We start from the raw sequence: 19,074 nt of genomic DNA, 5'->3' as shown, positions 1-19,074 counted from the left end.
GTCAGCCAAACAGCCTGGCCAGTTCGGCGCCCGGGTCGTCGGCGCGCATGAAACTTTCGCCCACCAGGAAGGCGTTGACGTCGTTGGCGCGCATGCGCGCGACGTCCTCGCGCGTCGCGATGCCGCTCTCGGTCACCAGCAGGCGGTCGGCCGGCACCGCCGGCTTCAGTGCCAGCGTCGTGTCCAAGGACACCTCGAACGTGCGCAGGCTGCGGTTGTTGATGCCCACCAGCGGTGCGCCCACCTGCAGCGCGCGTTCGAGTTCGTCGATGTCGTGCACTTCCACCAGCACGTCCATGCCCAGTTCCAGGGCCAGGTTCGCCAGCCGGCCCAGGGCCGCGTCGTCCAGCGCCGCGACGATGAGCAGGATGCAATCGGCGCCCAGGACGCGGGCTTCGTGCACCTGGTAGGCGTCCACCACGAAATCCTTGCGCAGCACCGGCAGCGAGCAGGCCGCGCGGGCCTGCTGCAGGTAAGCGTCGGCGCCCTGGAAAAAGTCCACGTCGGTGAGGACCGACAGGCAGGCGGCGCCACCACGTTCGTAGCTGGCGGCGATGTCGGCGGGGCGGAAGTCCGGCCGGATGACACCCTTGCTGGGGCTGGCCTTCTTCACCTCGGCGATGACCGCCGGCTGGCCGGCGGCGACCCTGGCCTGCAGCGCCGCGGCGAACCCGCGCGGCGCCGGCGCGTCAGCCTGGCGGGCGATGAGTTCGGCCAGCGGCAGTCTCGCCGACCGTTCGGCGACCTCGACGGCCTTGCGGGCCAGGATGGTCTGCAGGATGTCGCTCATGCGCCTTCCCCACGTCGCGCCGGGCCACCGTAGGCGCGTTCGACCCGGGCCACGCGCAGCTCGAAGTGTTCATACCAGCGCTCGCGGCCATCGCGGCGCGCGTCGGCGTGCTCGGCGTCGGCGCGCCAGGCGGCGATCGCGGCTTCCGATTCCCAGTAGCTGACGGTGATGCCGAAGCCGGCCTCGTCGCGCGTGCTTTCGATGCCTAGGTAACCCGGCTGCCGCGACGCCAGCTCGACCATGCGGTCGGCGGTGGCGGCGTAGCCGTCGTCGCCCGGGGTGCGCTGGTTGGCGAAGATGACCGCGTAGTACGGCGGTTCCGGCGTGCGGGCGAATCGTTCGGACATGGCGCTCATTTCCCGGCCAGGCGGCGGGTGGCCGCGACGAATTCATCGAGCTTGGCGCGGGCCTTGCCGCCTTCAAGCGCGGCGCGGGCCTGGCCGATGCCATCGGTGATCGAGACGGCGCGGCCGGCCGCGTACAGCGCGGCGCCGGCGTTGAGCGCGACGATCTCGCGCGGCAGCCCGTCCTTGCCGTCCAGGGCTTCGAGCAGCATCGCGCGCGACTGGTCGGCGTCCTCGACACGCAGGTTACGGCTGGCGGCCATGGGGATGCCGAAGTCCTCGGGGTGGATCTCGTACTCGACGATCTCGTTGCCACGCAGCTCGCCGACCATGGTGGCGCCGCCGAGCGAAATTTCGTCCATGCCATCGCGGCCCCAGACCACCATCGCGCGCTTGGCGCCCAGGCGCTGCAGCACGCGCACCTGGATGCCCACCAGGTCGGGGTGGAAGACGCCCATCAGGATGTTCGGTGCATCGGCGGGGTTGGTCAGCGGGCCCAGGATGTTGAACAGGGTGCGCACGCCCATTTCCTTGCGCACCGGCGCCACGTTCTTCATGGCCGGGTGGTGGATGGGCGCGAACATGAAACCCATGCCGGTCTGTGCGATGCAGGCCGAGACCTGGTCGGGCTGCAGCTCGATCACCGCGCCCAGGGCCTCGAGCACGTCGGCGCTGCCGGACTTGGACGACACGCTGCGGTTGCCGTGCTTGGCCACCTTGGCGCCGGCCGCGGCCACCACGAACATGCTGGCGGTGGAGATGTTGAAGGTGTGCGCGCCGTCACCGCCGGTGCCGACGATGTCGACGAAATTATGGGCGTCCGGCACCACCACCTTGGCCGAGAACTCGCGCATCACCCGCGCCGCGCCGGCGATCTCGCCGACCGTTTCCTTCTTCACGCGCAGGCCCGACAGGATGGCGGCCGTGAGCACGGGCGAGACTTCGCCGCGCATCACCTGGCGCATCAGGTCGACCATCTCGTCGTGGAAGATCTCGCGGTTTTCGATGATGCGCTGGAGCGCATCCTGCGGCTTGATCGGCATGGGCATCACCTGTGGGGGCGCCTTCAGGCGCGCGTGGCCTGAAGGAAGTTTCGCAACATGGCATGCCCATGCTGCGTGAGTATCGATTCGGGGTGGAACTGCACGCCCTCCACCGGCAGCGTCCGGTGCCGCAGGCCCATGATCTCGTCCATCGACCCGTCGGGATTCTCGGTCCAGGCGGTGATCTCCAGGCAGTCGGGCAGCGACTCCTTCTCCACCACCAGCGAATGGTAGCGGGTGGCCTCGAAGGGATCGGGCAGGTCGCAAAACACGCCAAGGCCCTTGTGCCGGATCGGCGAGGTCTTGCCATGCATGATCGTGCGCGCCCGCACCACCTTGCCGCCGAAGGCCTGGCCGAGGCTCTGGTGGCCCAGGCACACGCCGAGGATGGGCAGCTTGCCCGAGAGTTCCGCCAGCACCTCCAGCGACACGCCGGCCTCGTTGGGCGTGCACGGGCCCGGCGAGATGACGATGCGTTCGGGCGCCAGGGCCGCGATCTGGGCCACCGTCAGCTCGTCGTTGCGCACCACCTTCACGTCCTGCCCCAGCTCGCCCAGGTACTGCACGAGGTTGTAGGTGAAGCTGTCGTAGTTGTCGATCATCAGCAGCATGGGCGGCCCAAGTCCTTGATTCTTTTGTCTTCGCCATGCCGGAAGCGCCGATGGCCCCTCGGGGGAACCGGCGGGTGGAAACAGGACGACCCGGCGAGCCGGGTGCCTAGGATAGCGGAGGTTGGGCTCCGGGCACGGAGCCTGCGGGACGAACGCGCGGGATTGACCTTGCCCCCATGGCAAACCCCAGCCTCGGGCGCGTTTCCGGAAACACGCCACCCCCATGCCTCCCCGCCCTTCCTTTGATATCGGAGAAGCCGCCCGCCGCGTGGGCGTGAGCCCCGCGACACTGCGCCTGTACGAGCGCCGCGGCCTGCTGCCGCCGGCGAAACGATCACTCTCGGGCTATCGCAAGTATTCGGCCGAGGACCTGCGGCGGGCCCGGCTGGTGCGCCGGGCCAGGAAACTGGGCTTGAGCATGGCCGAGGTCGCCGACGCCGTGACCCGCGGCGGAAGCGGACTGCTGCGCCTGCTGCGCTCGCACCTGTCGCGACTGGACTGCGAGCTTCACCGCAAGGCCCGGCTGCGACGCCACCTGCGGCGCTGGCTGTCGCGCCATCCCGGCCCCTGAGGCCGTCACGCAACGGCCCCGGGGCGACGTGCGCCCCGGGGCCGTGCTGGTTCAGAAGCGCACGCGGAGGCCGACGCGCGTCGTGTTGCCTTCGATGTCACCCGTGCGCGCGTCCACTTCGCCGTAAGCGTCGAAGCGGCCACGCGTCCAATTCAGGCCGGCGGCGAAGCGACCGAAGCCGCGGCCACCCTCGGCATGCACGACCACGTCATCGGCAGCCAGGTCGTAGAGCGTGCGATCGGCGCCGCCGAACTCACGGCCAATCGCCATCGTCGCGTACGGCCGCAGGCCCTTCCAGCCTTCGGCCAGGCCGATCGACAGGCCCAGCTCACCGCTGCCGCGCGCACCGTCCTGCCAGCGCACGTCGCCGTTGGCGCCATCGAGCTCGGGCAGCGACAGGTCGGTCCAGGCCAGGCGCAGGCTCGGCTCGATCCAGACGTTCGAGACGGCGAAGCGGCGTCCGCCCTCGAGCTGCAGGCCAAGAACGTTGCCCTTGCCCGAACCGACCAGGCCGATCGAGGCCCAGTCGGCGTCCAGCGAGATCCGCTCGGCGCGCAGCACCGCGCCGGCGAACCAGCCGTCCTGCTCGTAACGCGCGTACAGGCCGGCGTTGGCCAGGTCGAGCTCATTGCCCTCGTTGCCGCCCAGGTCCATGTCCGCCTTGCCGATGCCGGCGGTGACGCCGGCGCGCCAGACGCCGAAGTCGCCCTCGAGGCCGGCCTGCAGGCCTTCGTGCGAGCCCTTCCAGGCCAGCTCGCGCGCACCCAGCGTGTGCGTGAAGTCGGAACTGCCGTCGAAGTCGCCGCCGTAGACCTGCAGCCAGGCACCGCTGCTGTCGGCATGGTCCCGGGTCGCGTCCAGATGGCTGGTGACGGCCTGCACGCCCTGGCGCCAGGCGTCGCGGGCGGCCGTGGGGACGGCGCCGGCGAGGTAGGCGGCGTCGGCGAGGTCGCTCTGCAGCAACCAGCTGTCGACGCCGTCGAAGGCCAGGTCGAAGCCGATGAAACCACGGTTGCGGCTGGCCGAGGACAGCACGAGTTCATCGCCCTGCTGGGAGGCGCCGGAGCTGAGCACGCGCACCCCGTCGATGCCGAGCAGCGATCCGTGGCCCACCAGGGACAGATCCAGCAGGTTGGTGCCGGAAACCGCCCCGACCGAGATCGTGTCGGCCTGGCCGCTGATGACGTTGTAGTCGATCGCCAGCGTGCCGCCGACGCCGTGCAGGGTGCCGTCCAGCACCAGCTGGTCGCCGGCGACGCCATTCACCAGATCCACGCGGCCGGCATTCTCCAGCCGCTCCAGACCCTCGAAGAAGATCTCGTGCGAGCCCGCCTTCAGGCCGAGGGTGCCGAAATTCGTGAAGAGGTCATCGCCGGCGCCGAACCGGTTGGTGCCGGCGCTGAGGAAGCGACCCGCGTTGGCGACGCGGTCGTCGTTGTCGGTCAGGTCGACCCAGCCTTGCACCAGGCCGGTCGAGCCGATCCGGATATCGGCCGCACCGTCGCCAAGGTCGTTGGCGGCCACCTGGATGACGGCGCCGCGGTTGCTGGTGACGGTGCCGGCGACGTCGATCCGGCTGCCCAGCCCGGCCGCCGCGTCGATGGCCGTCATTTCGCCGTGCACGGTGGCGCCTTCGCCCACCAGGATGCGTGCCTGGCCCATCTGGGAACCCAGGGTGACGGCGTAGCCGCCCTCGGAACGTACGAGTTCGTCGACGACCAGGGTGACGTCGCCCAGGTACGAACCCAGGCCGATGGCGTACCACGGCGACGACATGTCCCAGGTGCGGACGCTGCCGACCCGGGCGAACACGTCGCCAGCGTACGAGGCCGCAGAGACGGCAGCGGAGCCGGCGCCATAGGTCATGACCTCGTCGACGTCGATCGAGATGTCCTGGCTGGTCAGGACGCGGATGCCGGTCGACTCGTTGCCATAGGTCGCGACGCGCCTGGAGGCGATGTTGACGTCACCCACGGTCTCGACGCTGATCGCGTCCGAGTACATGCCGCTCGTGAAGACGGATTCGTTGAGGATGTTGACGTCCAGCAGCGCATTGACGTCGATGGCGCGGGAGAAGTCACCGTCCGTGCCGACGTTGCCGACATCCAGGTTGGCGCCGCCCTCGAAGGCATATACGCCCAGGCCGAGGCCGTAGTTCCCGCTGGCGCTTACGAACCCGGCGCGGATATTGACGTCGCCGAAGCCAGCAAACGCGACGATGCCCGAACTGCCTTCGCCGAACGAGGCCGCGTTCTCCACGTCCACGCTGACGTCGCCGCCCTCGTAGGAGACGGCCAGCACGGCCCGTGCAGCGTAGCCATCGGCCATCACGTAGCCGGCCTCGATGGCGACGGAACCGTCGTAGGTGGTGGCGTCGATGCCGGCGGTGAAGTCGCCCCGTGCCCGGACCTCGCCGGCCAGGACCCCGACATCACCCTGCTCCGACAGCGCGTACACGCCGGTGCCGTAGGCGCCCGCCCGGGCGCTGGCGACGTCCACGAGCACGTTGCCGCCGGAACTGAAAGCCTCGATCGCGGTTGTGCCCTCGACGTGGTTGGCCCACACGGTCACGTCGCCGGAGCTGCCGGCGGAGATGCCGATGTTGCCGCCGTAGACCTGGTCGACGCGGACGCTGACCGGGCCGGAGTCCGAAACAACGTCAACAGCGGGCCAGGCGTCGTAGGCGCGGATCACGGTGCCGTCCTCGGCATGCAGGCCCAGGCTGCCGGTGCCGTAGAGCGTCACTGCGGTGTCGCCTTCGGGCATCGCGCTGCCATCGACGACGACGCCGCTGCGCAGCACCACTTCGACGTCCGTGACGCCGGTGTAACGCACCTGGGGCAACGGGTCCGGACCCGAGGGATCGCAGACAACCTGGCCGCCGGCGTTGGCCACGCCGCACTCGTCGTCGGCCAGCGCCGACTGGGAAAGACTGGCGAAAGCCAGCAGGAGCGCATGGCTCAGTACCGTGCGGCGAAAGGCGCGGGAATCGCGCCGATGGATTCGATTCATGGTTTGGCTCCGTTGGGGGAGCCGGGACTCTGGGGCTTGCAGCAAGTGCAAGGTCAAGCGCTTACATGCCGGATCCGCCACCCTTCCGGAAGTTGGCGGATTTCACCCTCGGCCTCGGCTTGCACCGGGCTCGTTGCCAACGCGGGCGGAATCAGTTCGCCGCCACTTCCACCCGGTTGCGGCCATTGCGCTTGGCCCGGTAAAGGGCGTCGTCGGCGGCGGCGAGCAGGCGTTCGGGCGCACGGGACAGTTCGCCGGGCTGGATGCGCCGGGTCACCAGGCCCAGGCTTATCGTCACCGGGATGGATGCACGCCCGACGCTGACGGGACCCGCGTTCTCGACGGCCGCGCGCAGGCGTTCGGCCAGCTGGCCGGCCTCGCCCGGGCCGGTGTCCACCGCCAGCACCGCGAATTCCTCGCCACCGACGCGCGCCAGCAGGTCGCTGCTGCGCACGCATTCTTCGAGCAGCAGTGCGATGCGACGCAGCACCGCGTCGCCGGTCGGGTGCCCGTGCTGGTCGTTGATGGCCTTGAAGTGGTCAATGTCCATCGTGACCAGGCTCAGCGGCCGGCCGGTCTCGGCGGCGCGGGTGGATTCACGTGCCAGCTGGTCGCCGAAATGGCGGCGGTTGGCCAGCCCGGTCAGGGCGTCGGTCATGGCCAGCACTTCGAGCTGGGCGTTGGCTTCGCTCAGGGCCAGGGTCCGCTCGCGCACGCGCTGCTCAAGGCCGGCGGCCATGTCGGTGAGTTCACGTTCGTGTTCGGTCAGGTCGTCCACCAGGCCGCGCAGGGCCAGGGTGAGTTCGCGCGCCTCGCGATAACCACGTTCGGGCGGAAACGCGGCATCGGGCTCGCGCGCCTGGATGCGCCGCGCGGCCACGGCCAGCGCGTGCAGGGGCGCGCCGATCCAGCGTGCCATCAGGCTGCCCAGCGCCAGGAAAAGCGCAGTGATGGCGATCGCGGCAAGCACGATCTGCTGGCGCAGTTCCCGCACCGGTTCGAAGGCCTGGCGCGCCTGTTTGCGCACGAGCACGGTCCAGCCCAGGCCGGTGTAGGACTCGTGGCCCTGGGTGGGCTCGAAACCGGTGAGGTAGAGCTCGCCGTCGGGCCAGGTTTCCAGCAAGGCTCCGCGCTGGCCCTCGCGGACCGCCAGGGCACTGGGAACCTGCAAGACCTGGCCGCGCATGTCCTCGGGGCCCATGATCACCTCGCCGGCCACGTTCAGGAAAAACACCTCCACCGGGTCGTTGGCCGCCATCTGGTCCTGGCGCAGGCCCTCGGCCCAGCGCCAGGACAGGTGTGCGCCGAGCACGCCGGTGACCACGCCGTGGGCGTCGTGGATCGGTGCCGCGACGTCCACCAGGCGCAGCGGCTCACCGCCCGGGGTGGACAACAGCTCCGACAGCAGCACCGCGTCGTGCAGGTCGCCCACGAAGGGCTCGCGGCGCGCGCCCGCGAACCAGGACCGCTGCGACACGTCCGCGCCCTCGAGCAGGCCGCGGTTGGCGATCCGAACCCGGCCGGTGGAGTCGGCCACGCCCATCCAGACGTAGTCGGGGTAGTTGAGCTGCATGAGGTCGAACAGGTCGCGCACGGCGTCTTCGCTGCCGGCCGGATCGTCGAGCATCGGCATCAGTGCCAGCGCACGCATGTCGTTCAGGCGTTCGTAGAGGCCACGATCCAGTCGTCCGGCCAGGGCCTGGGCCCGGGTCTGCATGCGCAGGCCGATGTCCTCCTGCAGCTTGTCGGCGGCCACACGCTCCACCCGCCACGCCAGCACGCCCACCAGGACGACCGCGAGCGCGCCGAAGCTCAGCGCCAGCCAGAGCCTCAGGCCCGTGGACCGGGGGCGGAAGTGGCGAAGGAACCCTTCCACCCCGTGCGCCTCAGAGGCCGCCGGCGGCCTGGGCGACGGCGCGGAAAAGCGCCCGGCCCTTGTTCATCGTTTCTTCCCACTCCCTGACCGGGTCGGAGTCGTGCACGATGCCGGCGCCGGCCTGCACATGCAGGCGCCCGTCCTGGATGACCGCGGTGCGGATGGCGATCGCGGTGTCGGCGTCGCCCCACCAATTGAGGTAACCGACGGCGCCGGAATAGATGTTGCGCTTGATCGGCTCGAGTTCGCGGATGACCTCCAGCGCGCGGATCTTGGGCGCGCCGCTCACGGTACCCGCCGGGAAGGTGGCCTTGATGACATCGGCGAAACCCAGGCCAGGCTGCAGCTGGCCGCGCACTTCGCTGACGATGTGCATCACGTGCGAATAGCGTTCGATGATGAACTGGTCGGGCACGGTGACGCTGCCCGCGTTGGCGACGCGGCCAACGTCGTTTCGGCCCAGGTCGATCAGCATCAGGTGCTCGGCGCGTTCCTTGGGATCGGCCAGCAGCTCGGCTTCCAGCGCGGCGTCGGCCTCGGGGGTCTCACCGCGCGGGCGGGTGCCGGCGATCGGCCGCACGGTCACTTCCCCGCCCTGCAGGCGCACCAGGATCTCGGGCGAGCTGCCCACCACCTGGGTGTCGCCCAGGTCGAGGAAATACATGTAGGGCGAGGGATTGAGCGCACGCAGGGCACGGTAGACGTCCACCGGCCGGGCGCGGAAGGGCACGCTCATCCGCTGGCTGAGCACGACCTGGAAGATGTCGCCGGCGCGGATGTACTCCTTGCAGCGCTCCACGGCCGCCAGGAAACCTTCGCGCGTGAAGCCCGAGACGAAGTCCTGTTCCTGCAGCAGCGAAGGATCGAGCACGTCCGGATAGCTGCGGCCCGAGTGGCGCAGCCGGTGCACCAGTTCGTCGAGCCGGCGCAGCGCACGGGCATAGGCGTGCGGCTCGTCGGGGTTGGCATGCACCACCAGGTACAGGCGGCCCTTGAGATTGTCGAAGACCGCGAGTTCCTCGCTGAGCATCAGCAGCGCGTCGGGCGTGCCCAGCTGGTCGGGCTTGTCGCCGCCGGCCAGTCGCGATTCGATCCAGCCGATGGTCTCGAAGCCGAAGTAGCCGACCAGGCCGCCGGTGAAACCGGGCAGCTCGGGAATGCGCGGCACCTTGAACGAGGCGCGCAGCCGGTCGACCTCGGCCAGGGGGTCTTCGAGCGTGCGGGTTTCCACCACCTCGCCGTGCTCGCGCACTTCCAGCTCGTGGCCACGGAAGGTGTAGGTACGGCGCGCCGGCAGGCCGATGATCGAATACCGGCCCCAGGTCTCGCCACCTTCCACGGACTCGAACAGGTAGGTGTGCGAGCCGTCGGCAAGCTTGAGGTAGACCGACAGCGGGGTGTCGAGATCGGAAAGCACCTCGCGCACCACCGGGATGCGGTTGTGGCCGGCCTTGGCCAGGGTCTGGAACTGTTCGGCGGAAATCACGCACGGCGCCCGTGTTTGGCAGGCCCCGAGTATATCCGCCGCGTTTGGCTCAGGGCATGCCGCGCAGGTGAAGAACGAACTCGACGCCGTCGCCCGCCGGCAGGTTGCTGGCCTCGGCGTGGCCGCGGTGCAGGTCGGCGACCAGGCGCACGACGTAAAGACCGAAACCCAGGTGGGCGCCGCCCTCGGCGCGCCGGGAACTGTCGCGAAGGCTCACCAGCGAGTCGAACAGGCGGCCGCGCATGGCTTCCGGCAGCGGCGGCCCCTGGTTGGCCAGGGCGATGCGCACGCCGCCCTCTTCCCGGGACGCGGACAGGCGCACCCAGCCCGATTCGGGGGTGAAACCGTGGGCATTGTCCACCAGCTTGTCCAGGGCCTGCACCAGCAGTTCGGGCGCGGCTCGCAGCGGCAGCGGGCCGGGCGGCAGCGTCAGCTGCAGCGAACGCGGCGCCAGCAGCGCGGCGTAGGCCTCGGCGCAGCCCTCGAGCAGCGCGCGCAGGTCCAGGTCCTCGGCCTCGGCGGCTTCGATGGCGTGTTCGATGCGCGTGACTTCGCTCATCGTGCGCACCAGGTGGCCCATGCGTTCTATGCCGTCGCGCGCGCGGGCCACCACCACCCGCGCCTGCGGGTCGAGCCGGGCATCGTCGAGGTTGTCGAGCGAGGTGCGCACGATCGCCAGCGGCGTGTTCAGCTCATGCGACAGCTTGCCCGACAGAGAACGCAGGTAGTCGGTGTAGGCCGCCACCTGGTCGAGCAGGCGCGCGAAACTGCGCGAAAGATCGCCAATTTCATCGCGGGCGTTCGTGCGCGGGAAGGGCGTGACCCGGCCCTCGCGGTCGAGCGCATGTTCGGCGGCGTCTCGCAGGCGGCGAATGCGCTGGCCCAGGCGCGTGGCGAACAGCAGGATGATGCCGCCCGAAGCCAGGAAGGCCACCAGGCTGACACCCAGCAGGCCTGAAAACGCCTGGTCGGTGAGCAGGAGCACTTCCGAGTTCGACCGCTCGATCAGCAGCGCCCCGCGCTCCTGCCCCGCCACGTACAGCGGCACCGCCGCCGACAGCAGCAGGCGCGCGCCGGCCGGATCGCGGCGCCAGGCCACGGCCGGCGTGCCGGCCACGGCGCGGGCCACCTCGGCGCGCACGAGCCGGCGCGCCATCGGCGGTTCCTCGGCCGTCGCGGTGACGTCGCGGAAAAGCAGCGCCCGGTAAAGGCCGCGTCGCCACGGCAGGATGTCGTCCTCGGATTCATCGGCACGCAGCTCACCGGCCCGGGCCAGCACCCAGCCATCGCGGTCGGCCACGCGCACGCGCATGCCCTCCGGGGCCAATGCCTGCAACACCGGCTCGAGCGACCCGAGGAAACCATGCAGCGGCACGGCCCCGAGCTGGCCGGTGCCATCGAGCGTCCCGGCGATCCGGACGTCGCCGGCGGCGTTGACATCCTGCGCCCGCAGCCCGATCGCGCGAACGCTGAAGTCCTGCGGCAGGGCCAGCTCGACGTCGTAGCCACCCTCGCGTTCGCGCCAGGCGCCTTCGACGCGCACGGATGGCGGCAGGCCGTCTTCGCCGGCCACGCGCAGCTCACCGGGACTGGCGTTGGCAAGGCGCAGCAGCAGGTCGCCGCCGCGGCCCAGCACCCGCAGCTGCAATCGGTCGAAGTCCAGGTCGGCCGGCCAGTGGGCGTCGCCGCGCTGCGCGCTGGCGTCGTCCACAGAAATCCAGAGGTGCAGGCGCTCGTTGGCCCGGCCGGCGACGACCCGCAGCCAGGGTCGCGGCGCACCGAAGGCCAGCGGTGCCGAAGCGGCGCCGCGCCAGTCGCTGGCCTCGCCGTCGAGCCGCGGTGCGAAATCCAGCGGATGCACGAACCAGCTGTCACCGGCCGCGGGCAGCCCCGCCGGGCGCACCGCGATGCCGCGCGCGAGGGCTTCGGCGGAGGCGAGCAGGGCCTGCTCCTGGCCCTGGCGCAGCAGCGTTTCCATTTGCCGCACGAACTGCCAGCCGGCCCAGGGCAGCGCCAGGATCGACAGGGCGACCAGCAGCAGCTTTGCTCGCAGGCTCATGCCGGGCTCAGGCGCGCCAGCGGTAACCGGCGCCGTGCACGGTGTCGATGTCGTCGAAGGCCGGGTCCAGCGCCTGGAACTTGCGGCGGATGCGCTTGATGTGGGAGGTGATGGTGGCGTCATCCACGACCACCTGGGCCTCGCGCATCAGCTGCTCGCGGGTTTTGACGTGGCCCGGGTAACGCACCATCGCGTGCACCATCCAGAATTCGGTGACGGTGAGCGCGACGTCCAGGTCATTCCAGGTCACGCGCATGCGCTCGAGTTCCAGCGTCAGCCCGCGCAGGCGGAACACCTGTTCCTTCACCCGCGGCGCGGCCAGCGAGTCCATGCGCCGGAACAGCGCGTGGATGCGCGCGGTGAGCTGGGGCAGGCTGGTGCCCTTGCTGAGGTAGTCGTCGGCGCCCAGGCGCAGGCCCGAAATGACGTCGAAATCGGAATCGCGCGCGGTCAGGAACAGGATAGGCAGCGTCGCCGACTTCGCGCGCAGTTCCCGGCACAGGTCGAAGCCGCCCTCGGGCTCCTCGCCCAGGCCGACGTCGATGATCACCAGGTCGGGCAGCTTCAGCGCGAAGGCGGCCTGCGCCTCCGCGCGGCTGGCAAAGGCCAGCACCCCGTAACCGTGCCGGCGCAGGGCGTCGGCGTAATTTTCGCGGATGGCGGGTTCGTCTTCGACGATGGCAACAGTGCGTGACATGGCGGCCAGCCTAGGCCAGCGGCCGCGGGCCGGCAATGTGTTGCCCGCAAATCGCCACAACTGGTCAGCGCCCTGCCCCGGCCTGCCCCGCGACGGGCCGCCGGTGGCGCTGTGATGCAGCTGTCCCCACGGAGAGCCGCCATGACCGAGCGCGAAACCCGCAAACCCCGCCTGTACCTGTCCCTGCGCACGGCCGGCTGGACCCGCCGCTGGCTGGCCGGACTGCTGTTGTCGCTGCTGCCGCTGCTGGCCCTGGCCGGCGAAGACCCCGAGGGCCTGATGTTCAACGAGGAAGGCGAATGGGTGGCCACGCTGGCCATGGACACCAGCGTGCACATGCAGGTGCACGGCCTGATGGCGGAGGTGTCCGTGCGCCAGACCTACCGCAATGATTCGAACCGCTGGCGCGAGGGCCGCTACCTCCTGCCGCTGCCGGAGAACGCCGCGGTTGGCGCCCTTACCCTGCGCATCGGCAACCGCCTGGTCGAAGGCGAGATCCGCGAGAAGGAAGATGCCAAGGCCGTCTACGAAGCCGCCGCCGCGGCAGGCCAACGCGCCAGCCTGGTGTCGCAGAACCGGCCGAACCTGTTCCAGACCGCCTTGGCCAACATCGGTCCCGGCGAGGAAATCGAGATCGAAGTGAGCTACTGGCAGCCGGTGACCTACCGCGACGGCGTGTTCTCACTGGGGCTGCCGCTGACGCTGACCCCGCGTTACCTGCCGACGCCTTCGCCCGACGCCTCTTTTGCCATGCACGCGATGTCACGGGAAACACCCGAGTCCCTGCCCGCCGTCGCCGGCAGCCTTGAAGGTGGCGTGGCCGCCGGCCCGACCGTGGCCCTGGTCGCCGACATCGACGCCGGCCTGCCGCTGCAGCGCATCCACAGTCCCACCCATGCCGTGACCGTGTTCGGCCACGAAGGCAGGCACCGCGTCGAGCTGGCCAACCTGGTGGAAGCGAGCGACCGCGATTTTGTCCTCGAATGGGAGCCCGAGCCGAGCAAGGCCCCGCGCAGCGCCGTGTTCCTGGACCGCGTCGCCGGCGAGGACTACGCGCTGCTGATGCTGGTGCCACCGACCCTGCCGACCGCGCCGCTGCCGCGCGAGCTGATCCTGGTGATCGACAACTCGGGTTCGATGTCGGGTGCGTCCATGGCCCAGGCCATCGAAGCCGCCGACCGCGCGCTGGCGCGGCTGCGCCCGGGGGATCGCTTCAACGTGATCCGCTTCGACGACGACTTCGACCTGCTGTTCGCGGACGCGGTGCCCGCGCAGCCGGGCAACGTCGCCCGCGCCCGCGCCTACGTGCGCTCGCTGCGCGCCGAAGGTGGCACGGAAATGCTGCCGGCGCTGGTTGCCGCCTTTGCCGGGCACGCGCCCGAGGGTTACCTGCGCCAGGTGGTGCTGGCCACCGATGCCGCGATCGGCAACGAGGACCAGTTGCTCCGCCTGATCGAATCCGGACGCGGCAAGAGCCGGCTGTTCCCGGTTGGCATCGGCAGCGCACCGAATGACCACTTCCTGCGCAAGGCCGCCGAACTTGGCCGCGGCACCGGCGTGGTGGTGCGCGACGTCAACGAGGTCGCCGAAAAGATGGACGGCCTGCTGGCCAAACTCGACCGACCGGCCATGCGCGACATCCAGGTGGACTGGCCGGGCGTCACCGAAGCCTACCCGGCCCGCATCCCCGACCTCTACCAGGGCGAAGCCGTGCAGGTGGTCGCGCGCCTGGACCGCGTCGACGGCATCGCCACCGTGCGTGGCCTGGCCCCGCAGCCCTGGTCGCGTCGGCTGGCGCTGGTGAGCGAAAAATCGGTGCCGGCGCCGGGCGTGGCGCGGCTCTGGGGCCGGGCGCGCATCAATGCGCTGGAAGACGAACTGCGCCGCAGTGGCGACATCGAGAGCCTGCGTCCGGCCATCGTGGATGTCGCGCTTCGCCATGGCCTTGTCAGCAGCTACACCAGCCTGGTCGCCGTGGACAGGACACCGGCGCGACCCGCCGACCAGGGCCTGGCAAGCACGCGCCTGGCGAACGCCACGCCGGCGGGCAGCCTGGCCTTTGCCCAGGGCAGCACGGGCTGGATGCGGGACGCGTTGCTCGCGGCGTTACTGCTGTTGGGCAGCCTGCTGCTCCTGCGGACGCGGAGCTGACGATGGCCTCGCGCGTGCTCGCCTGCCTGTTCTGCGCGCTGCTGATGTGCCTGCTGCGTGCAACCGACACCCCGTCCAGGAGCGCCTTCAGGGGCGAAGCCCTGCTTCGCTGAAAGCGAAGTCGAAAGAACGACGGCCAAGGCCGTTCCCACATGACAGCCGATGGAGATACCGACATGGTCCTGATTGTTGAAAACCGCGGTCGCTTCCCCACCCCGGCGCCCGAGCCCGGTCCACGTTCGACCGAACAGGCGCTGGCGCACATGCACTGGTTCTTCGTGCCCGCCGACGCCAGCCCGCTGCTGCGCCGCCGGCCGTTTCCCCTTCCCTCCCCAAAGGCCGCGCAGGAGGCGCGGTGAACTTCGCCCCGGCATCATGGATGCACCCTCGGGACAAGGACGTCCCACCAGCCATTCGCCGCATGCCGCGGCCGCGCGGACTTCGCGGCAGTGCCGCACCGGCCCGGCGCTGGCTGGCCAGGACCCTGCTCCTCGCCGCCGGGCTGCTGGCGGCGCAGGCGGCCTGGCTGCCGGCCAAGGCCGCGCTGGCGCAGGTCCTGCTTGCGACGTCCTGGCAGCAGTCCCTGGCCGACGGCAAAGCGCACCGCCCCTGGCCCTGGGCCGATACACATGCGGTGGCGCGTTTGTCATCGCCACGGCTGGGCGTTTCGCAGGTCGTGCTGGCCGGCGACAGCGGCCGCAGCCTCGCCTTCGGGCCGGGCTGGGCGGAGTCGAGCGCTGCCCCAGGGGCGGCCGGCACGGTGGTCATCAGCGGCCACCGCGACACCCACTTCCGCTGGCTCAAGGACCTGCGCGACGGCGACGTGGTGCAACTTGAATCCCGCGATGGCCCGCGTCGCTACCAGGTGGCCGGCACGCGCGTGGCCGATGCCCGCAGCGAACGCATCGCGGCATCCGGCCGCGACCAGTTGCTGCTGGTGACCTGCTGGCCCTTCGAGGCCACGGCGCCGCGCGGGCCGCTGCGTTACCTGGTTACGCTGCGGCCACTTCCGCGCGCATCCTCGCGATGACCTCGCGGTAATCGGGCGCATTGAAGATGGCCGAGCCGGCGACGAAGGTGTCGGCGCCGGCGGCGGCGATCGCGCGGATGTTGTCGACCTTCACGCCGCCGTCGATTTCCAGGCGGATGGGCTTGCCGAGTTTGTCGATGCGATCGCGAACGCGCTTGAGCTTGTCGAGCGCCGACGGGATGAAGGCCTGGCCGCCGAAGCCCGGGTTCACCGACATCAGCAGCACCAGGTCGAGTTCGGGCAGCACATAGTCCAGCACCTCGACCGGCGTGGCCGGGTTGAGCACCAGGCCGGCCTTGCAGCCCTGGGCCTTGATCAGCTGCACGGTGCGGTGCACGTGCTCGCTGGCCTCGGGATGGAAACTGATGAGGCTGGCGCCGGCCGCGGCGAAGTCCGGCACGATGCGGTCCACCGGCTTCACCATCAGGTGCACGTCGATCGGGGCGGTGACGCCGTGCTTGCGCAGCGCCTCGCACACCAGCGGACCGATGGTGAGGTTGGGCACGTAATGGTTGTCCATCACGTCGAAGTGCACCCAGTCGGCGCCGGCGGCGATCACCGCGTCCACTTCCTCGCCGAGCTTGGCGAAATTGGCCGACAGGATGGACGGGGCGATGATGCAGTTGGACATGGCGGCCTCAGTGCTTGTTGCGCAGCTTCTTGATGCGGTCGTAGGCGTGGTTGATCTCCCGCGCCTTTTCCTCGGCCTGCTTGCGCAGGTCCTCGGCGATTCCGCCCAGGCGGTCGGGGTGGTACTGGGTGATGAGCCGGCGATAGGCGCGGTCGATCTCGGCCTCGCTGGCGTCTTCGGTCAGGCCCAGCACGGCGTAGGGGTCGTACTTCTTCGCACGGAACCAGTCCGCGTCGAAGGCGTGGCCCAGGGCCAGGCCCAGCACCGCGCCCGCCGGGTGGCGCAGCAGCAGCCAGCCGGCGATGAAACCGAAGAGTTTCCCGTACCACCTCATGGCTGGCTCCCACCGGCGAATCCCGGCTGGGCCGCGTACCAGGCCGCCAGGGCCTCGATGTCGCCGGGCTGCAGTGCGTTGGCAAGGCTGGTCATGGGTTCGTGCCGGCGTTCGCCGCTCCGGTATGCGGCCAGGGAGCGGGCCAGGTAGAGGCGGTCCTGCCCGCCCAGGTGCGGCGTGCCGGCGGTGCGGCTGGTGCCCTCGTCCCCGTGGCAGGCGGTGCAAAGGCCCAGCTTGGCGGGCCGTTCCGGCGCGCCTGCGGCGGCGGCGGTGACCGGCGGCGGGGTGGCAGTCTGGCCGTCGGCGCAGGCCACCAGCGGGGCCAGTACCAGGCCCAGGATAAGGACGGGTCGGAGCATGCGGCGATTCTAGCAGCCGGCCCAGCAGCCGGGCGCGCACCGGGGCCGATAGATACGTACAATGGCCGGCCCGGTCCCGTTCTACGAGACGCCCGTGCCCACCACCCTGCATACCGCCGAGCTTCCCGGCCTGCCCCTGCTCCATCGCGGCAAGGTCCGCGACGTGTTCGAACTGCCGGGCAAACGCCTGCTGATGGTCGCCACCGACCGGCTCTCGGCCTTCGACGTGGTGCTGCCCGACCCGATCCCGGGCAAGGGCGAGATGCTCTGCCAGATCAGCAACTTCTGGTTCGACAAGACCGCGCACCTGGTGCCCAACCACCTCACCCACGAACCGGTGTCCTCGGTCCTGCCCGAAGGCACCGACTCGGCGCTGTACGCGCGCCGTTCGGTGGTGTGCAAGAAGCTGCGGCCGGTGCCGGTTGAAGCGATCGTGCGCGGTTACCTCATCGGCAGCGGCTGGAAGGACTACCAGCGCACCGGCGCCGTTTGCGAAATCCGCCTTCCCGACGGCCTGCGCCAGGCCGAGCGCCTGCCCCAGCCGATCTTCACGCCGTCGAGCAAGGCCGCCCCGGGCGAACACGACCAGAACATCAGCTTCGACACCATGGTCGCCCAGGTCGGCGCCGACCTGGCCGAGCAGATCCGCGCCGCAACGCTGCAGATCTACAAGTTCGCGGCCCGGCATGCGCGCGAGCGCGGCATCATCATCGCCGACACCAAGCTTGAGTTCGGCCTGGACGAAAACGGCGTGCTTCACGTCATGGACGAGATGCTCACGCCCGACAGTTCGCGCTTCTGGCCGGCGGACCTGTACGAAGTGGGCACCAGCCCACCCAGCTACGACAAGCAGTTCGTGCGCGACTACCTGGAAACGCTGGACTGGGACAAGACCGCGCCCGGCCCGCACCTGCCAGCCGGCGTGATCGAAGGCACCCGCGCCAAGTACGCTGAAGCCCTGGACCGACTGGCCGACATCAAACTCGACTGAAGGAGACCGTTATGGCTACTTCGCCCGACCTGATCGACACGCCCGACCCGCGCCGGCCGATCGACCGCTGGCTGCACAGTTATTCCGGCGACCACCAGAATCCCACCAACCAGGCCATCCACCTGGTCTGCGTGCCGGCCATCGTCTGGTCGGTGACGGCGGCGCTGTGGATCATCCCGGTGCCTGCGGCGCTGGTCCGGCCCGGCGCCTGGATGGGGCTGGCGATGTTCCTGGCGCTGGCCTGGTACTGGCGGCTGTCGCGACCGCTGGCCCTGGGCGCGCTGGCGGTGTTCGCCGTTTTCGGGCTGGTCAACTTCCTGGTCTCGCAGCAGCTGGGTAACGCAGGCCTGGGCTGGCTGGCGCTGGGTGTGTTCGTGGTGGCCTGGATCGGCCAGTTCGTTGGCCACAATATCGAAGGCCGCCGCCCCAGCTTCTTCACCGACCTCAAGTACCTGCTCGTCGGGCCGCTGTGGACGCTCGACAAGCTCTACCGCAAGGCCGGCTGGTCGCACTGAACCGGGCCCACGAAAAAGGGCGCGGCTGCCAGGCAGCCGCGCCCTCGTTCTTTCCACAGGGCGCTGCCTACAGACCGCTCATCATGCCGGCACCCAGGCCCAGCACGCTCATCAGAACGGTGGCGATGATGCCGATCACGATGAAGATCAACAGGTAGACCAGGGCAACCAGCAGCGAACGGCCATAGCCGATGGCAATGCCGCCGGGCCGCTTGATGATCCAGTTGACGCAGGCGGCGATGATGAAGAGGTTGACGATGGCGCTGACGGCCATGACGCCCATCATCGCCATGCCGGCGCCGGCCATCGCGGCGGCGGCGGCATCCGGGTCGTTACCGGACAGCCCGCCGCCCATCAGTCCACCACCCACGCCGAAGACCATCGTCAGCACGATATTGACGACGAAACCCAGCGCCGCCGCGGCCAGGACCGTCAGCAGGGCGCGGCCGTAACCGGTTGAAAAGCCCGCCACCAGGCGGACGGAAAGCTTCAGGACCAGGCCGGCGACCAAGAGCCCCACGAGCACCGTGATCAGCATGATCACCAGCACTCCCCCCACTGCTGCCATTTCCAT

Annotated in this window: 19 protein-coding genes; 6 read left to right on the top strand and 13 right to left on the bottom strand. The window is 70.0% G+C overall.

Annotated elements, in window-relative coordinates; genetic code table 11:
* Position 1: 1 nt before the first annotated feature.
* From trpC to ACYVJH_RS12250, 4 genes are read right to left on the bottom strand one after another with little or no spacing between them, the layout of a single operon-like run.
* Positions 2-790, bottom strand: coding sequence for an indole-3-glycerol phosphate synthase TrpC (trpC, locus tag ACYVJH_RS12265; protein ID WP_460454941.1), 789 nt, complete (start codon positions 788-790; stop codon positions 2-4).
* Positions 787-1,137 carry an antibiotic biosynthesis monooxygenase family protein gene (locus tag ACYVJH_RS12260; protein WP_460454940.1) on the bottom strand — a complete coding sequence of 117 codons (351 nt, stop codon included), beginning with the start codon at positions 1,135-1,137 and terminating at the stop codon, positions 787-789. The genes trpC and ACYVJH_RS12260 overlap by 4 nt, the downstream gene beginning before the upstream one ends.
* A 5-nt stretch (positions 1,138-1,142) precedes the next feature.
* Positions 1,143-2,177, bottom strand: coding sequence for an anthranilate phosphoribosyltransferase (trpD, locus tag ACYVJH_RS12255; RefSeq protein WP_460454939.1), 1,035 nt, complete (start codon positions 2,175-2,177; stop codon positions 1,143-1,145).
* 23 nt (positions 2,178-2,200) lie between these two features.
* Positions 2,201-2,788, bottom strand: a complete 588-nt coding sequence (locus ACYVJH_RS12250) for an anthranilate synthase component II (protein ID WP_460454938.1) — start codon at positions 2,786-2,788, stop codon at positions 2,201-2,203.
* A 223-nt stretch (positions 2,789-3,011) separates the two neighbouring features.
* Between ACYVJH_RS12250 and ACYVJH_RS12245 the strand changes: the two genes are divergently transcribed.
* Positions 3,012-3,359, top strand: coding sequence for a MerR family transcriptional regulator (locus ACYVJH_RS12245; RefSeq protein WP_460454937.1), 348 nt, complete (start codon positions 3,012-3,014; stop codon positions 3,357-3,359).
* Between the two features lie 51 nt (positions 3,360-3,410).
* On the opposite strand, the gene ACYVJH_RS12240 is transcribed toward ACYVJH_RS12245, so the two are convergent.
* The 5 genes from ACYVJH_RS12240 to pdsR form a co-directional block, all read right to left on the bottom strand.
* On the bottom strand, positions 3,411-6,371 hold the full coding sequence (locus ACYVJH_RS12240; RefSeq protein WP_460454936.1) for an autotransporter outer membrane beta-barrel domain-containing protein: 2,961 nt from the start codon (positions 6,369-6,371) through the stop codon (positions 3,411-3,413).
* Between the two features lie 151 nt (positions 6,372-6,522).
* Positions 6,523-8,247, bottom strand: a complete 1,725-nt coding sequence (locus ACYVJH_RS12235; protein WP_460454935.1) for a sensor domain-containing diguanylate cyclase — start codon at positions 8,245-8,247, stop codon at positions 6,523-6,525.
* A gap of 10 nt (positions 8,248-8,257) precedes the next feature.
* Entirely contained in the window at positions 8,258-9,733 is a 1,476-nt protein-coding gene (gene trpE / locus ACYVJH_RS12230) for an anthranilate synthase component I (RefSeq protein ID WP_460454934.1), read from the bottom strand.
* A gap of 49 nt (positions 9,734-9,782) precedes the next feature.
* Complete coding sequence (locus ACYVJH_RS12225) at positions 9,783-11,792, bottom strand: ATP-binding protein (protein ID WP_460454933.1); 2,010 nt, start codon at positions 11,790-11,792, stop codon at positions 9,783-9,785.
* 7 nt (positions 11,793-11,799) lie between these two features.
* Positions 11,800-12,489, bottom strand: coding sequence for a proteobacterial dedicated sortase system response regulator (gene pdsR / locus ACYVJH_RS12220; RefSeq protein WP_460454932.1), 690 nt, complete (start codon positions 12,487-12,489; stop codon positions 11,800-11,802).
* Between the two features lie 141 nt (positions 12,490-12,630).
* Here pdsR and ACYVJH_RS12215 point away from each other — a divergent pair, with 141 nt between their 5' ends.
* The 3 genes from ACYVJH_RS12215 (at position 12,631) to ACYVJH_RS12205 (ending at position 15,670) form a co-directional block, all read left to right on the top strand.
* Positions 12,631-14,640, top strand: a complete 2,010-nt coding sequence (locus tag ACYVJH_RS12215; protein ID WP_460454931.1) for a marine proteobacterial sortase target protein — start codon at positions 12,631-12,633, stop codon at positions 14,638-14,640.
* Positions 14,641-14,816: 176 nt separating this feature from the next.
* Positions 14,817-14,999, top strand: a complete 183-nt coding sequence (locus ACYVJH_RS12210) for a hypothetical protein (protein WP_460454930.1) — start codon at positions 14,817-14,819, stop codon at positions 14,997-14,999.
* Between the two features lie 20 nt (positions 15,000-15,019).
* On the top strand, positions 15,020-15,670 hold the full coding sequence (locus ACYVJH_RS12205; RefSeq protein WP_460454929.1) for a class GN sortase: 651 nt from the start codon (positions 15,020-15,022) through the stop codon (positions 15,668-15,670).
* On the opposite strand, the gene rpe is transcribed toward ACYVJH_RS12205, so the two are convergent.
* Genes rpe through ACYVJH_RS12190 form a run of 3 tightly spaced genes read right to left on the bottom strand, consistent with a single transcriptional unit; the run spans position 15,633 to position 16,994 of the window.
* On the bottom strand, positions 15,633-16,301 hold the full coding sequence (gene rpe, locus ACYVJH_RS12200; RefSeq protein ID WP_460454928.1) for a ribulose-phosphate 3-epimerase: 669 nt from the start codon (positions 16,299-16,301) through the stop codon (positions 15,633-15,635). The two genes, ACYVJH_RS12205 and rpe, sit on opposite strands and share 38 nt — an antisense overlap.
* Before the next feature lie 7 nt (positions 16,302-16,308).
* Positions 16,309-16,635, bottom strand: a complete 327-nt coding sequence (locus ACYVJH_RS12195) for a J domain-containing protein (RefSeq protein WP_188664384.1) — start codon at positions 16,633-16,635, stop codon at positions 16,309-16,311.
* Positions 16,632-16,994 (bottom strand): c-type cytochrome, encoded by a 363-nt coding sequence (locus ACYVJH_RS12190; protein ID WP_460454927.1) that lies wholly within the window; start codon positions 16,992-16,994, stop codon positions 16,632-16,634. Before ACYVJH_RS12190 ends, ACYVJH_RS12195 begins: the two co-directional genes overlap by 4 nt.
* Before the next feature lie 94 nt (positions 16,995-17,088).
* Between ACYVJH_RS12190 and ACYVJH_RS12185 the strand changes: the two genes are divergently transcribed.
* Together ACYVJH_RS12185 and ACYVJH_RS12180 are read left to right on the top strand one after the other, a co-directional pair.
* The gene (locus ACYVJH_RS12185) at positions 17,089-17,985 is read left to right on the top strand and encodes a phosphoribosylaminoimidazolesuccinocarboxamide synthase (protein ID WP_460455211.1); all 897 of its coding nucleotides are present in this window, start codon (positions 17,089-17,091) and stop codon (positions 17,983-17,985) included.
* Between the two features lie 11 nt (positions 17,986-17,996).
* Positions 17,997-18,500 carry an Mpo1 family 2-hydroxy fatty acid dioxygenase gene (locus ACYVJH_RS12180; protein ID WP_460454926.1) on the top strand — a complete coding sequence of 168 codons (504 nt, stop codon included), beginning with the start codon at positions 17,997-17,999 and terminating at the stop codon, positions 18,498-18,500.
* A gap of 67 nt (positions 18,501-18,567) precedes the next feature.
* On the opposite strand, the gene ACYVJH_RS12175 is transcribed toward ACYVJH_RS12180, so the two are convergent.
* Positions 18,568-19,074: a hypothetical protein gene (locus ACYVJH_RS12175; protein WP_460454925.1), complete on the bottom strand. Its 507-nt coding sequence runs from the start codon at positions 19,072-19,074 to the stop codon at positions 18,568-18,570.

The sequence above is a fragment of the Arenimonas aestuarii genome, assembly GCF_054781715.1.
This window is presented reverse-complemented; position numbering and strand designations above follow the sequence as displayed.

Excerpts from the sequence above, each read along its gene's own strand:
- ACYVJH_RS12250 (WP_460454938.1), bottom strand. The coding sequence starts at position 2,788 with ATGCTGCTGATGATCGACAACTACGACAGCTTCACCTACAACCTCGTG.
- pdsR (WP_460454932.1), bottom strand. The coding sequence starts at position 12,489 with ATGTCACGCACTGTTGCCATCGTCGAAGACGAACCCGCCATCCGCGAA.
- ACYVJH_RS12190 (WP_460454927.1), bottom strand. The coding sequence starts at position 16,994 with ATGCTCCGACCCGTCCTTATCCTGGGCCTGGTACTGGCCCCGCTGGTG.
- ACYVJH_RS12175 (WP_460454925.1), bottom strand. The coding sequence starts at position 19,074 with ATGGAAATGGCAGCAGTGGGGGGAGTGCTGGTGATCATGCTGATCACG.
- ACYVJH_RS12215 (WP_460454931.1), top strand. The coding sequence starts at position 12,631 with ATGACCGAGCGCGAAACCCGCAAACCCCGCCTGTACCTGTCCCTGCGC.
- rpe (WP_460454928.1), bottom strand. The coding sequence starts at position 16,301 with ATGTCCAACTGCATCATCGCCCCGTCCATCCTGTCGGCCAATTTCGCC.
- ACYVJH_RS12225 (WP_460454933.1), bottom strand. The coding sequence starts at position 11,792 with ATGAGCCTGCGAGCAAAGCTGCTGCTGGTCGCCCTGTCGATCCTGGCG.
- ACYVJH_RS12195 (WP_188664384.1), bottom strand. The coding sequence starts at position 16,635 with ATGAGGTGGTACGGGAAACTCTTCGGTTTCATCGCCGGCTGGCTGCTG.
- ACYVJH_RS12210 (WP_460454930.1), top strand. The coding sequence starts at position 14,817 with ATGGTCCTGATTGTTGAAAACCGCGGTCGCTTCCCCACCCCGGCGCCC.
- ACYVJH_RS12180 (WP_460454926.1), top strand. The coding sequence starts at position 17,997 with ATGGCTACTTCGCCCGACCTGATCGACACGCCCGACCCGCGCCGGCCG.
- ACYVJH_RS12205 (WP_460454929.1), top strand. The coding sequence starts at position 15,020 with ATGCACCCTCGGGACAAGGACGTCCCACCAGCCATTCGCCGCATGCCG.
- trpC (WP_460454941.1), bottom strand. The coding sequence starts at position 790 with ATGAGCGACATCCTGCAGACCATCCTGGCCCGCAAGGCCGTCGAGGTC.
- ACYVJH_RS12240 (WP_460454936.1), bottom strand. The coding sequence starts at position 6,371 with ATGAATCGAATCCATCGGCGCGATTCCCGCGCCTTTCGCCGCACGGTA.
- ACYVJH_RS12245 (WP_460454937.1), top strand. The coding sequence starts at position 3,012 with ATGCCTCCCCGCCCTTCCTTTGATATCGGAGAAGCCGCCCGCCGCGTG.
- ACYVJH_RS12260 (WP_460454940.1), bottom strand. The coding sequence starts at position 1,137 with ATGTCCGAACGATTCGCCCGCACGCCGGAACCGCCGTACTACGCGGTC.
- trpD (WP_460454939.1), bottom strand. The coding sequence starts at position 2,177 with ATGCCGATCAAGCCGCAGGATGCGCTCCAGCGCATCATCGAAAACCGC.